At 59.0% G+C, this 13189-nt stretch carries 13 protein-coding genes; 9 read left to right on the forward strand and 4 right to left on the reverse strand.

The genetic code is table 11. The features are described from left to right. The first annotated feature begins 174 nt into the window (after positions 1-174). On the forward strand, positions 175-1002 hold the full coding sequence (locus OLW90_RS09735) for a peptidoglycan recognition family protein (RefSeq protein ID WP_319649895.1): 828 nt from the start codon (positions 175-177) through the stop codon (positions 1000-1002). A 104-nt stretch (positions 1003-1106) separates the two neighbouring features. Here the strand turns inward: OLW90_RS09735 and OLW90_RS09740 are convergent, their stop codons facing one another. The 3 genes from OLW90_RS09740 to OLW90_RS09750 all read right to left on the reverse strand — a co-directional run bounded on the left by OLW90_RS09740 (position 1107) and on the right by OLW90_RS09750 (position 3923). Continuing rightward, positions 1107-1883, reverse strand: a complete 777-nt coding sequence (locus OLW90_RS09740) for an excalibur calcium-binding domain-containing protein (protein ID WP_319649896.1) — start codon at positions 1881-1883, stop codon at positions 1107-1109. A 100-nt stretch (positions 1884-1983) separates the two neighbouring features. After that, on the reverse strand, positions 1984-3327 hold the full coding sequence (locus tag OLW90_RS09745; protein WP_319649700.1) for an IS256 family transposase: 1344 nt from the start codon (positions 3325-3327) through the stop codon (positions 1984-1986). Between the two features lie 209 nt (positions 3328-3536). Next, complete coding sequence (locus OLW90_RS09750) at positions 3537-3923, reverse strand: SdpI family protein (RefSeq protein ID WP_319649897.1); 387 nt, start codon at positions 3921-3923, stop codon at positions 3537-3539. Positions 3924-4448: 525 nt separating this feature from the next. Here OLW90_RS09750 and OLW90_RS09755 point away from each other — a divergent pair. From OLW90_RS09755 to OLW90_RS09790, 8 genes are all read left to right on the forward strand, one after another. Continuing rightward, the gene (locus tag OLW90_RS09755; RefSeq protein WP_319649898.1) at positions 4449-5651 is read left to right on the forward strand and encodes an MFS transporter; all 1203 of its coding nucleotides are present in this window, start codon (positions 4449-4451) and stop codon (positions 5649-5651) included. Positions 5652-5683: 32 nt separating this feature from the next. Next, positions 5684-6598, forward strand: a complete 915-nt coding sequence (locus OLW90_RS09760) for a metal ABC transporter solute-binding protein, Zn/Mn family (RefSeq protein WP_319649899.1) — start codon at positions 5684-5686, stop codon at positions 6596-6598. Positions 6599-6607: 9 nt separating this feature from the next. Beyond that, entirely contained in the window at positions 6608-8176 is a 1569-nt protein-coding gene (locus OLW90_RS09765) for an aspartate:alanine exchanger family transporter (protein ID WP_319649900.1), read from the forward strand. Next, on the forward strand, positions 8169-8876 hold the full coding sequence (locus tag OLW90_RS09770; protein WP_319649901.1) for a metal ABC transporter ATP-binding protein: 708 nt from the start codon (positions 8169-8171) through the stop codon (positions 8874-8876). The genes OLW90_RS09765 and OLW90_RS09770 overlap by 8 nt, the downstream gene beginning before the upstream one ends. Continuing rightward, positions 8877-9725, forward strand: coding sequence for a metal ABC transporter permease (locus OLW90_RS09775; protein ID WP_319649902.1), 849 nt, complete (start codon positions 8877-8879; stop codon positions 9723-9725). Positions 9726-9736: 11 nt separating this feature from the next. Then, complete coding sequence (locus OLW90_RS09780; RefSeq protein WP_319649903.1) at positions 9737-10543, forward strand: hypothetical protein; 807 nt, start codon at positions 9737-9739, stop codon at positions 10541-10543. Between the two features lie 90 nt (positions 10544-10633). After that, positions 10634-11383 carry a YfbU family protein gene (locus OLW90_RS09785; RefSeq protein ID WP_319649904.1) on the forward strand — a complete coding sequence of 250 codons (750 nt, stop codon included), beginning with the start codon at positions 10634-10636 and terminating at the stop codon, positions 11381-11383. A gap of 94 nt (positions 11384-11477) precedes the next feature. Beyond that, complete coding sequence (locus tag OLW90_RS09790; RefSeq protein ID WP_319649905.1) at positions 11478-12197, forward strand: Abi family protein; 720 nt, start codon at positions 11478-11480, stop codon at positions 12195-12197. A gap of 6 nt (positions 12198-12203) precedes the next feature. On the opposite strand, the gene rlmB is transcribed toward OLW90_RS09790, so the two are convergent. After that, on the reverse strand, positions 12204-13163 hold the full coding sequence (gene rlmB / locus OLW90_RS09795) for a 23S rRNA (guanosine(2251)-2'-O)-methyltransferase RlmB (RefSeq protein WP_319649906.1): 960 nt from the start codon (positions 13161-13163) through the stop codon (positions 12204-12206). Positions 13164-13189 lie beyond the last annotated feature (26 nt).

Genomic DNA, 13189 nt, shown 5'->3' on the forward strand with positions numbered 1-13189 from the left:
CGGCAGCTTTAAGGACCGCCTGTACCTCTAAACATGATATGCCGAGATAACGGCAATCTTTACCTACTTAAAAATGGCCCTGACCAGCTAAAATGATCTGGAACGATAATGATTTGTCGCAGACTGCGGCGCTATCTTGAAGATCCTGTTTACTTAAGATTGAAAGGAGGAAAGATGAAAAATTGGAAAACACTAGAGCCCGACAAGACCAAGCTGATGAATAAGCATTTCACTAGTGGTCGTGGAGGGCAGCGTATCTTATATATTGTGAAGCATCACAATGCAGCCGATCCATTAACAACGGAAGAATGCTGGAATACCTGGCAAAAGCGAGAGGCAAGTGCGCATTACCAGGTGGAGATTGATGGCACCATCGGAAGACTCGTCAAGGATGAGGATACCGCCTGGCACGCCAATAATCTTAAGGTGAACCGAGAAAGCATTGGCATCGAACATGCCAATAGCGCAGGAGCGGGGCAAGATTATCCCATCTCAGATAAGACCATCGAGGAGGGTGCCCACCTGGCCGCAGCGCTATGCGTTTATCACAAGCTAGGACGCCCCGAATTTGGCAAGAATATCCGTGACCACCGTGAAATCACCGGAACATCTTGCCCGCACCATCTAGCCAGAGGTGCGCGTCATCATGATCATTGGATGAATCGCGCTCAGTACTGGTATGACCAAATGACCAATTCTAGTTCCCAGGGAGGAAATAAAATGACCGTACTATCTGGCGTTTCCGCCGCCGCACTTAATGACACCAAGCACGCAGCCTGGAAGGCCCGCGATAATTCTGCCGATAACCGTACCCAGCTGCGCGGTCCCAATGATCAGGGCTGGAATGTTGATGACCTCGTAGGCTACGCCCGCAAGCGCGACGGAGCCCTGAAGAAGGGTACCCTCGTAGAGCTTCTGGCTGTGTCTATTCATGAGCAGCGTGCATTGGCCACCGAGGTCAAGGCCTTGCATGGAGAAGTTGCCGCAATTAAGAAGCGTTAAGCCAACTTAGTTCATAAAATCCTCGATAGCCTTTAATGCCAAATCCCCGCGATTTATCATTAAAGGCTATCTACATTTCTCAGATTAACATTCTACCCTTTTAATTACGGGTTGTAATCAATATTGGGATCTTCTTTAAAACGCTGGATATGCTCTGCACTGTATGCAGTGGGCGTTTTTGTTGGAGTTGGCCATGCCTCAGGCTCGGGCCAGTTCTCAGGCTCACAGGCAATCCCGTTACCATCACGATCAAGGGCCTCACGATAACCAGGCTCACCCCTGTGAAGGGGAAGAGCATCATCGTCTTTTGCCTGCCCGCAGTTGGAGTAATAAAGCTGCCCAACCGGGATCCTCTGCGCGTCCCCAGGGTTAGGGTCATAGACACTAGGGCCAGGGGTGACCTGCTCTGTGCTGTCCCCGGATTGACCCTGTTGCTCGCCAGTATCGCTACCAACCGGGGTTGTCGCCTCACCATCGTGAGCACCGGCCCCTTGGGTACCTGCCCCTTGGGCCCCAGTCCCCTGGGTAGCGGCATTGCCCTGAGCCTGGGCAGATACCTGCGTGGCATTACCTGTAGCACCATTACCCTGCTGTGCGGTGCGCGTGGGAGTCGCCCCCGCAGCAGCAGGAGAAGCAGCAGTAGCGGTAGCGGTACTGCGCGGCTCTTGGGCCTGCGCCTCATTATTGGAACCAGTGGCCTGACTAGTCGGCGCGCTAGCCGAGGTTGCGGAGGTCGTGGAAGTAGCAGACGTGGTTGTCGTAGTGGTGGTTTCACTACTAGTGGGGGCTTGTCTTTCTTCGCCGTTGCTGCCACAGGCGGTAACCAGTAGAGCGCTGCCGCAGATGGCTGTGAGGGCGTGAAGCTTGGGTGCGGTAGGCACGGTTTCTCCCTTCTGTTTGGAACTCTGTACCTATCAGATAGGAATGTGGGCGATAGCCGTTACAGAGCGTGTCAAGTTGTTTGTGTGTGGGGCGGTTTTCTTAGAGGTATTGGTCGAAGCGGTCGGGGTAGGCCACGGCCATCTGGTTGATGGCTTGCTTCCAGCCTGAGACTTTCGCTCCTTCCACAAGCCTCCCGGCGGTAGCCGCGGCCTTTTTACCTTCCTTGGCCCTGCGAGCAGCGCGTTTGTCTTCAATATTGCAGATCATCAACCACAAGGTCTTCAACGCGGATTCGTCGTTCGTAAACTGCACGCGGTTGCGGGTGGCTTTGCGCAACTCGTTGTTAAACGACTCGATGGAATTGGTGGTGTAGATGACTTTGCGCGCTGCCGGAGGGAACTGCAAAAACGGCACGAACCTCTCCCATGCGTCCTGCCACACCTTGACTGACCTGGGATATTTCTGGCCAAGACCCGAAGAAGCAAACTCCTCGAGTGCAATGGCAGCACTGGAGCCATCAGGGGCGGTATAGACCTTCTTCAAGGCCGCTGAAACCGCCTTACGGTCCCCGTAGGCAACCCACCTGTTAGCAGCACGAATCAAGTGCACAACACAGGTTTGTACCATCGATCCCGGCCAGGATGCCTCCACAGCCTCAGGCAGGCCTTTGAGCCCGTCACAGCAGACAATGAAGACATCTTTGACCCCGCGATTAGCCAGATTCGAGCACACATGGGCCCAAAACGACGCGCCTTCTTCCCTCGCGATCCATAGCCCCAAGATGTGTTTGATGCCGTCGAGATCCACCCCAATGGCCATATACGCGGACTTGTTGACCACGCGCCCGCCCTCACGGACTTTAATGCGCAGCGCATCAAGGAAAATGACGGGGTAGAACTCATCTAACTGGCGGTTCTGCCACACCATGACCTCATCAAGGACAGCGTCAGTCACCGCAGAAATCGTCTCGTGGGAGATATCAACACGCATGGCAGTAGCCATATGGTGTTGGATATCGCGCACTGTCATGCCCCCGGCATACAAGCTCACAATCATGTCGTCAACATCGGTCAAACGCCGCGAGCCTTTCGGGACCATGGTCGGAACAAACGTCCCGGCCCGGTCCCTGGGAACCTCGACAGTTACCGGACCGTAGTGAGAATCCACGGTCTTTGGATACGCCCCGTTGCGGTGGTTGTCTGTGCCTAGTGCTGCTTTAGCGTCTCTATCCCCTGGCCGGTAGCCCAGGTGGGCATCCATCTCGGCGTTTAAACCCCTGGTAATCGAGGCTTGCAACATCCCACGCACCAAATCGTTGGCGTCGGTGGTTGAGGTGCCTAAATCATCAATGAGCTTCGCGATCTCAGGGTTTGCAAGCAGCTTTTTCTCAATCGCGTCAATCTTGGCCTTATCAGCCGGATCTCGTCGTGTCACAGTAGTCATTCTGGCTTGTCTCCTTATGCGGGATGGAATCCCACACACAAACCATCAGACACTCTCCCGTTACACTCCTCTGCAAATCCGATCACCATCACCGCCACGGAGCCCGTTACATATGAGGGCGGTAATCTTAAGCTCTACCCACAAGATCACGTCGTGACACAGCCTCCCGATACACCCCAAACAGAGCACGCCTCCAAAAAACAGCGCCCTCACTCAAGAACGGCATGAGCCTTTCTGGCCGCAACCAGGGTCATAACAAGCAGAAGTACTGCTACCACAATACTTACCCACGCAATAAAAGAATCATCAGCCACCAAACAGATAACACCACCCACAAACAATGGAACGCTACTCATTTTTAGAGAGTTCGCGGCAGCCCTATGCCCCTCAACCCACGCCTCATCGCTCTCCAGCAAAGGTAACGTTCTAATCCCCACCCAGTCATTTTTCGGCAGGGTTCCCCGGCCTGCCTTTATGGCAACAAAAAGCAAAACACCCCCCGCAAGGAACCAAGTCACAGCCATAACGATAGAGAAGACAGTCATCCACATCCCCTTTTGGCAATTTTTATTCATAAGAACATTCCAAAACTCCACCGAGAAGATTCCACCACCATTATAAGTGAAGCGGAAGCAGCCCGACCAATTTCAAGCACCCCAGCCCCCACAAAACCACATCGCCGCTTCCACATCCGGAAAAGGAAGGCGGAAGTAACCGGAAACTTAGGAACGTTCCAGCAAGGCACAGGAACGAGATAGCACTGAGCCCCACACCATACCCCGCAAGCCAAGACAAACAAATATATAGGCTACGGTTTTAAAATATATAGCACATTCACATGGGCGTCATCCCACCCCCGTAGTAATACTTTTTATCCATATTCCCCATACCACCAGACCGATCCCCAATATCCCCTTACGATAAGATCAGCCAACCAGCGAGAGCACCACGCTTGCATCCGCACCTACCCCAGCCCCTGCAAGTGTGGAAGGATACACCGAGAAAATAATCGCAGGACACGCAGCGGTGATCGAAAGTAAAGTCGCAATCCCTTCAGAGAGCAAAGAACCCTTACAGGGCTGTCCGCCATACCAGCCGAGCACTAGGTTAAAACTCCCTCAATGATCCCCCACCGCCACGCCCCGCGAGCGCTTGCCTTAGCGTATTTCCTGAGCGCACTATGCAGTTCGCTCACCTCTATCGCAATATCAGTGCACTTTGCCATCGCGGGGGCGGGGCCCGCAATGGTCACCGCCACTTTGCTGGCAGGCGCGATCGCGCAGATCGTATTTTCCCCGCTTTTAGCACCCCTCTTTGACCGTTACCCGGCCCGGCGATTAGCCGCCCTCGCCTCTATGGCGGATATAATAGTACTCCTAGCGCTGATGATATGGCAGCTGCCTTGGATACTTATTCTTGGAACTTTTGCCAGTTCCACCACGGCAGGGCTCATCATTCCCGCACTATTTACCATCGCAGAGAAACTTGACGGCAAGGGCATGGCCGCAGCTTTCTCCCGCATGGATACCGCTCGCCTTGTCGGAGATTTTTCCGACCTTACGCTGGGTGGTTTCTTAATACAGGTAACCTCGCTACGCAGCGCTTTTCTCCTAGAAATCTGCGCTAGCCTCATTCTCATCGTCACGGTATTATCATTAACTCCAGCCACTCCGGCACCTCCCCCGGAAGCGCAAGAAGGACCGCAGGAAGGATTTTTGCGGAGAGCGTGGCACGCGCCCAAACTTTTACTGCGTGATTCACAGGTGCGATCAGCATTGCAATCACTATGGGGCGCTATCGTCTTTACCTCTATCTATAACGTCGCCCTGGTGTACTTTGCCATTGACGTTCTCCACGTGGGCGGCCTGGGATACGCAGTACTTACCCAGGCCTTCATCGCGGGCCGGATTATCGGAGCAAAGGCTTCGGCAAGGCTGCCGGAAGGGGGCTCACGCATGATCCTCCCCCTCGCCGGGATCGTCATGGGCGGCGCTATCGTATTGGCCACACTCTCGGGAAACCTTGTCGGGGCGGCCCTCGGTTTCCTCATAGCGGGTATCAGCAACGCAATACAGGTGGCGGCGCTGCGGTTACTGGTAGTGCGAGCCGTACCCGCTCCCGTGCAGCCCAAAGCGCTCTCTGCGATGTCGGCAGCCAATACTTCCGCCATGCTGGTGGGTTACGTCATTAGTGCCCCCGCCGTCAATCATCTTGGCCCCGCCTACGCGCTCATACTCTCCGGTACGGGCACAATGCTGCTCTCTCTTCTCCTCGGCATAGCCGGAAACTCCGCAGGTCGGCCTCCCAACAAGTTCCCATATTGACAATTATTCGCAATAAGGGTTAGGTGGACACCATGATTCGTCCCCGCACCGCCCTCCTGAGCACCCTCGCCGTCGCCACGCTCACCACCCTGAGCGCCTGCTCCGGCGACCTCTCTACCACCAACGCAGAGAACGACACCAGCACCATCGTCGCCTCCACCTCCGTGTGGGGTGACCTGGCCAGCGGCGTCACCGAGGGCACCGGCGTGGAGGTCACCTCGATCATCACCGGGAACGTCACCGACCCCCACCACTTCAGCCCCAGCGCCGCCGATATGGCCCGCGCCCACGGCGCATCCTTTGTGGTGGCCGGGGGTGGGGGCTACGATGCGTGGCTCTACGAGGGGTTAGACGATAGCCAGGTGATACACGCCCTGCCGCTCACCGCCCACACCCACGATCACGGAGCCAACGAGCAGAGCGGACACAGCGAGCACAGCGAAAACAGCGGGCACAGCACCAACGAAACCCCCATCACCAACGAGCACATCTGGTTCGACCTCGATTCCCTCTCCGAGGTGGCCCAAAAGATCGCCGATCGCGTACCCGGCGCGGACGCCACCGCCACCACAGAGGAACTCGCGCGCCTCAAGGAGCGGCTGGCAGCCCTCCCCCAGGCTCGGGTAGCTCAGACGGAACCCATCGCGGATTACCTCATCGAGGATTCTCCCCTGGAGGAGGTCACACCCCGGGGATACCGGCATGCCACCCTGGCAGAGAGCGAGCCCGCCGCCGCCGATCTCGCGGAGTTCCTGGAACTTATCAATTCCGGCGAAATTGATGCTTTAGTTTATAACCCGCAAACCGCCACGGACATGACCAAACGCATCCGCCAGGCGGCCAAGGATAAGGGAATCGCCATCGTGGAGGTCTACGAAACACCAGCGGAAGGGCAAGATACCATCAACTTCCTTACCCAAGCGATTAATAATTTTGAATTGATTTAGTATTAAACGGTGCTAAGTTTTCTCGACGGACACGTACTTCTGACCATCTTCATCGTCATCACGGCGGGCACCATCTTCGGGGCGATCCCCTTTGGCCCGCTGCGCTTCGGGGCGGCGGGCGCGCTCTTTGTGGGCCTGGCCATCGGCCCCTTCGTCAATGTCCCGGCGGAATCCCTGGCGCTCTTCCAGGAGCTGGGCCTGGGTCTGTTTGTGTACATGCTCGGCCTGGAGGCCGGGGAAACGTTCTTCCGGGACGTCAAGGAACAACTCGGCATGATGGTGGCGGCCCTCATCGCGGTCACCCTGGCCGCCGTCACCGCCGTGCTCGGCTCCGGGCTTTTGGGCATTACCCGCGAGGTGGCCCTGGGCGTGTTCTCGGGCGCGCTCACCTCCACGCCCTCGCTCTCCCTGGCGCAGGAGCAAACCGGCTCGGATAGCCCCGCCGTGGGTTATTCCCTGGGGTATCCCACCGGCGTGATCCTGGCTATCCTCCTGGTGGCCTTCACCATCGGACGCAATTGGAAGGCCTCGCGGGATCAGGAGAACCCCGATGAGAAGATCCTGCGCTTGGTGCGCATCTCCGTGACCAAGGAGCCGCAGTGGGAGAACCTGGAGGAACAGTGGGCCGAGCAGTTCCGCCTATGCACCATTCGCCGGGGCGGCCGCACCCGCGTGGCCACGGACCCCGCCACCATCGAGCGCAGCGATACCGTGGTCATGCTCACCACCAAGGCCGCGCTGCCGCACCTGATCCGCACCCTGGGACGTCGCCTCGGCCCGGTATCCACCCAGCAGGGCGGCAATCTCACGGTGCAGAATTACCGGGTGTCCAATAAGGACATCGCGGGCAATGCCATCGCCAATCTCCCGTTGTATGACAAGCACCGGGCACAGGTGGTGCGGATCCGCCGTGGCGATGACACCATCCTGCCCACCGATGAGACCACCCTGGAGGCCGGGGACATCGTGGAGATGGTCATGCCCACCTCCCGCGCGGAGGATGTGCGCAATTACCTGGGCGATTCCATTCAGGATTTCTCCGAGCTGGACTGGATCGCGGCCGCTGGCGGCCTGGTGGTGGGCTTCCTCATGGCGCTCATCGAGGTGCCGTTGCCCGGCGGTTCCTCCTTTGCCCTGGGGGCCGCCGCCGGTCCCCTGCTGGCGGGCATCCTGCTCGGCTCGCTGGGGCGTACCGGGCGCACCGCCTGGCAGTTGCCCCGCACGGCCAATTACACGCTGCGCCAGTTTGGCCTCATGCTCTTTCTCGCGGCGGTGGGCACGGCCTCCGGGCCCGCGTTCGCGGAAACGGCGTTCAGCATGGACGGTTTGCGCTCCATCGCCCTGGCGGCCGCCGTGTGTCTGGTGGGTGCGGGTAGTTTCTTAATCATGTGCTGGGCCATGGGGCAGTCCTCTACCCGCTCCAATGGTGGCATGTCCGGCCTGCTCGGCCAGCCCGCGGTGTTGCAGTACGCGCTGCAAAACGCCTCGGACTCTAGGATTATGTCCGGCTATACCGCCGCCTTTGCCATTGCCCTCGTGTACAAGATCATAATTATTCCGGTGATGCTCGTTGTCTAGTCCCCTCGTTTTCTCCCGCGCCGCGCTCGCTCCCCTGTGGTCAGGCCTGGATTTCCAGGTGCGCCCCGGCGAGTTCCTCACGGTGCTCGGCCCCAACGGCGTCGGTAAGTCCACGCTGCTGGGCGCGATCATGGGCACGCGCCCGCTCAGCGCGGGGGAGATTCGGGCCACCGAGAAGATCGGTTTCATCCCGCAACAGCGCATGTTCCCCGCCGATCTTCCGCTGCGCGCCCGCGATCTGGTCTCCCTGGCGCTGCGCCACGGGGTGCTGCGCGGGCGCTCGCCGCGCCGAGGGGACGTCGATAAGGCACTCGCCGCCGTGGGTGCCACCGGAATCGCGGAGCACCGCGTGGGGTTGCTCTCCGGGGGGCAGCAGCAACTGGTGCGCCAGGCCCAGGCGCTGGCCACGGACCCGGCGTTGGTGCTTGCCGACGAACCCCTGCTCAGCCTTGACCCCGCCGCCCAGGCGGCCACGGTGGCGCGGCTCGATGCTTATCGACGCTCCCGCGACGCCGCCATCGTCTTTGTCACCCACAGCATTAACCCCGTGCTGGCGGTGACCGACCGGGTGCTCTACCTCGGGCCGCACGGGCACCTGGTGGGCACCGTGGACGAGGTCATGCGCTCCGAAACCCTCAGCGCGCTCTACGGCTCCCCGGTGGACGTGGTGCGCGTGAACGACCGACTGGTGGTGCTCTAAATGTTCGTGGCGGATACCCTCTACCTGTTGAACGTGGACTTCGTGCAACAGGCCCTCATCGCGGCGGCGCTGCTGGGGCTGCTCTCCGGGGTGATCGCCCCGCTGATCGTGGTGCGGCAGATGTCCTTTTCCGTGCACGCCACCAGCGAACTTGCGCTCATGGGGGCCTCGGCGGCGCTGCTCGCGGGCCTCAACATCGGGCTGGGCGCGGTGGTGGGGTCCATCGCGGCAGCCATCGTGCTGGCGGTGCTGGGGCTGCGCGGCCAACAGGACAGCGCCATCGGCGTGGTGATGAGCTTTGGCCTGGGGCTTTCCGTGCTCTTCATTCACCTCTACCCCGGCAATTCCTCCACCGCGCTCACCCTGCTCACCGGGCAGATCGTGGGGGTTTCCTCCGCCTCCCTGTGGTGGCTGGCCGCCGTGACCGCCCTGGTGGTGGGCGCGGTGATCCTGTGGTGGCGTCCTCTGCTCTTTGCCAGCGCCGATCCCCTCATGGCCGCCGCCTCCGGGGTGCCGGTGCGGCTCATTGCCGTGGGCTTCGCCGTGCTGGTGGGCCTGGCCGCCGCGCAATCGGTACAGATCGTGGGCGCGCTGCTGGTCATGGCGCTGCTGATTACCCCCGGCGCGGCCGCCGTCCAGGTCACCGCCTCCCCCCTGCGCGCGGTGCTGCTTTCCGTGATCTTCGCGGAGATCGCCGCCGTGGGCGGGCTGGTGCTCTCCCTGGCCCCGGGGCTGCCGGTTTCCGTGTTCGTGACCAGCCTGAGCTTTATCATCTACCTGCTGTGCCGGGGTGTGGGCTGGTGGCGCGGGCGCACGGTGCGCCGCGATGAGGTGCGCGCCCGGGGATAGAATCAGCGGTCATGGAAACCCGCACCCTTGATTTCCAGGGCCACACCCGCCGCTACCACGTGGTGCTGCCGCCGCGCCCCACCGAGCACCCCGATCTCCTGCTCTACCTGCACGGCTCCCGCCAATCCGGCCGTGTCTCCCCACGCTTTACCGGCCACACCTTTGACGAGGCGGCCCGGCGCACCAATACCCTCCTGGTGTACCCGGACGGCGTGGGGCACCACTTCAACGACGCCCGCCGCGAACTCGACGAGCAGTGCCGCCACGAGGCTATCGACGACGTCTCCTTCCTCCGCGCGCTCATCTCCGGGTTTTCCCCCGCGCGGACCTTTGTCTGCGGATACTCCAACGGCGGGCACATGACCATGCGCCTTCTCCTGGAGGCACCCGGCGTGCTCGACGCCGCCGCGATCTTTGCCGCCACGCCCCCGGCGGAGGATAACCTGCTGGTTTCCACCACCTCCTACCACCCCACGCCGGTGCTCTTTATGCACGGCACCAAAGATCCCATCACGCCCTATGCGGGCGGGCGCGTGGAGTTGGAGGGGGCCGCACGCGGGGAAATGATGTCCGCCCCCGGCGGGGCCGCCTGGTGGGCCGGGCTCAACGGGCACACCGGCCAGCCGGAGGTGTCCCGGCCCAGCCCCAGCGTGGAGGTGAGCACCTGGGCGGGCGACCACCCGACGGTGCAATTATGGACGCTGCACGGGGTGGGTCACGTGGTGCCCTCCAACAAGGAATTTGCCGAGTCCCTGGGGCCCAGTACCGACGAGGTGATCGGGGCCGAGGTGGCGGCGGGGTTCTTTGGGTTGGGTTAACAATTACCTGGTGAAGGCGGCACTTGACACCATGATCGTATTCTCGTAGTCTTTAAACGAATTCAGAGAATACAGAAGGAAAGGATTAGAATGAACCCCATAACCATCAGACTGAACAAGGAGCTGAAGGACCTTATCGCCCAGCAGGCACAACTTGCTGGCACCACGCAAAGCGACTACATACGCCAAATCCTTGAAGCGCATGTAGACCAGACCCACGCCAACCAAGCGTCGCCAGCCCCCTCTCCAGACAAAACCCTCACGCTTACAGAAAGAACTTACCTAGCACTCGGCCACCAAGCACTACTTGCAGCACAAGGAGATCTTCCCAAGGAAAAATACAATGCCGAAAAGGTACTCCTTCACCTTGAAGCCCTAGAACATGGGTACGCAGGAGAGTATGGAAACATACTAGCCCCGACCGAATTCGGACTAAGCATCAGCGAATGCAACTTTGTAAAAGATATACTTGACATGTTTAGAGTTATTAAATACAGTGTCGGAAACCTAGGGAATGAAGGATGGAAAAAGATCAACATCACCAACGCTGAACACTACGGATCATTCCAAGGTTTCGACCATCAGATAGACCTAGAAAGTAGAATGTCTAGCTATGTCGATTTTCTCAATAAGGATCACCGGTGGGAAGAGCAGAAAATCGTCATGGAGAAAAATCATGGCAATTCATATAGGGAAATGATACCCACATACCGCTCAATGCTTGCCGCCTTTAAGCCAATATGGAGAAAACTTTCAAGTCAAGGAAAACGACTACACCTCACAGCCGAGGAGATTCAATCAATAATTGAAGCTTCTATCAATCGCACATACTCCAGCTAAAATTAAAACAACGCCCCTCAGGGGCTAGCCTGAGGGGCGTGGGGTATGGTGCGCCAACCTACATTGACGCTCTCCACAAATGAAAGTACCACACATGTCCCTAGAAAGCAAAAAAGCACTGGAAGCCATGCTCGGCGCCCCCAGACTCGACAGATACCTCCTAGAAACACAGAACAACCTGAGCGAAGCCGTAGAGCTATACCACTGGAACGTTCGGCTCGCCGGAGCTCTCCACTCTCAGCTCTCATACTTTGAAGTACTAACCCGCAACGCAATGGACAAGGCCCTCCGCGAATGGAACTCTATTGAGTGCGGACACAACGACTGGACAGTTGAACACAAAACAGCCCCACTCCTATACTCCATGATTCGCCGCCCCATCGACCAAGCCCGGCGAAGGGCCGAAAAAATAGCCCAAAGTAAGTCAAGCTATTTAGGGAACCAGAACGTCTACATAACCCACGATGATATTATAGCCCAGTTAACACTCGGCAATTGGTCCAACTTGCTCGGAGAAGCATTGCCAATCCACAAGCCGAACTCTAAAATCCTATGGGAAGCCTGCCTGCACACAGCATTCCCCCATATAGAAAATTCTGACCAATCGCGAGAAAACTTAGGCAAAAAGTTTGAAAGGCTAACGCGACTAAGAAATCGCGTCGCCCACCAAGAGAATCTCTTAAAGACAAACGTACGACACAGAATCAACGACTCACTCAGTGTTTTACGTTCCATAAACCCAGAATACCCTCGCTGGGTTATGTCTAATAATCAGATTAGACAGATAGCCCGCGAGGATCCTAGAAAAAGATAAAAGAGTCTATTCTAGAGCTCTCGCCACCCGCCGCTGCCGCGCGAACTCGGAGAGTACCGCGCCCGCCGCCACGGAGGCGTTGAGGGATTCCACCCAGGATTCCATCGGAATGGACATCAGCACGTCGCAGTTCTCCCGCACCAGACGGGAGAGCCCCTTGCCCTCGGAACCGATCACGATCACCACGGGGTCCGTGCCGCCGTCGTAAGTATCCAGGGTGTGCTGCCCACCGGCCTCCAACCCCACGATCTGATACCCAGAGCGCTTGAACTCCTCGATGGTGCGGTTCAGGTTGGTGGCGCGCGCCACCGGCAGGCGCGCGGCGGTGCCCGCCGAGGTGCGCCAGGTTACCGCCGTGACGGAGGCCGAGCGCCGCTCGGGAATAATCACGCCGTGCCCGCCAAAGGCCGCCGTGGAGCGGATCACCGCGCCCAGGTTTCGGGGATCGGTGATGTTATCCAGGATCACCACCATGCCGGGTTCGCCGCTGTCCGCGATGCCCCCGATGAGGTCGTGCACATCGGCGTAATCGTAGGGCGGGATTTGCAGCCCGATGCCTTGGTGGAGGGTGTTGCCGGTGAGTTTATCCAGTTCCTGGCGCTGCACCTCCACCACGGAGATTCCCCGGGCGTTGGCAATGGACACCGCCTCGGAGAGCCGATCATCGTGCCCGGTACCCACGGCCACCATCAACTGGGTGGCCGGAACCTTAGCGCGCAGACACTCCACCACGGGGTTGCGGCCCACCACCAGTTCCACGGTGTCCTTGTTCTTGGTGTGCCGCCCGGAATTGCGGCGCTCGCGCTCTAGTTTCCGCTGGTGGGCGGCGTGGTACACGCGATCTTCCGCCTTGGGCGTGGGCCCCTTGCCGCGCAGGCCACGGCGGCGCTGCCCGCCGGAGCCCTTGGTGGCTCCCTTTTTGTTGCTCTTGCGCAGGGCACCGCGCCGCTTATTGTTTCCGGGCATGTATTCCTCCGTGTCCTTTTCTTTTC

This window comes from Corynebacterium sp. 21KM1197, assembly GCF_033783015.1.
GTDB lineage: Bacteria > Actinomycetota > Actinomycetes > Mycobacteriales > Mycobacteriaceae > Corynebacterium.

What these genes read in the sequence shown, in the direction of transcription:
- OLW90_RS09735 (WP_319649895.1), top strand. Translation starts at nt 175, where the DNA reads ATGAAAAATTGGAAAACACTAGAGCCCGACAAGACCAAGCTGATGAAT.
- OLW90_RS09745 (WP_319649700.1), bottom strand. Translation starts at nt 3,327, where the DNA reads ATGACTACTGTGACACGACGAGATCCGGCTGATAAGGCCAAGATTGAC.
- OLW90_RS09755 (WP_319649898.1), top strand. Translation starts at nt 4,449, where the DNA reads ATGATCCCCCACCGCCACGCCCCGCGAGCGCTTGCCTTAGCGTATTTC.
- OLW90_RS09760 (WP_319649899.1), top strand. Translation starts at nt 5,684, where the DNA reads ATGATTCGTCCCCGCACCGCCCTCCTGAGCACCCTCGCCGTCGCCACG.
- OLW90_RS09775 (WP_319649902.1), top strand. Translation starts at nt 8,877, where the DNA reads ATGTTCGTGGCGGATACCCTCTACCTGTTGAACGTGGACTTCGTGCAA.
- OLW90_RS09780 (WP_319649903.1), top strand. Translation starts at nt 9,737, where the DNA reads ATGGAAACCCGCACCCTTGATTTCCAGGGCCACACCCGCCGCTACCAC.
- OLW90_RS09785 (WP_319649904.1), top strand. Translation starts at nt 10,634, where the DNA reads ATGAACCCCATAACCATCAGACTGAACAAGGAGCTGAAGGACCTTATC.
- OLW90_RS09790 (WP_319649905.1), top strand. Translation starts at nt 11,478, where the DNA reads ATGTCCCTAGAAAGCAAAAAAGCACTGGAAGCCATGCTCGGCGCCCCC.
- rlmB (WP_319649906.1), bottom strand. Translation starts at nt 13,163, where the DNA reads ATGCCCGGAAACAATAAGCGGCGCGGTGCCCTGCGCAAGAGCAACAAA.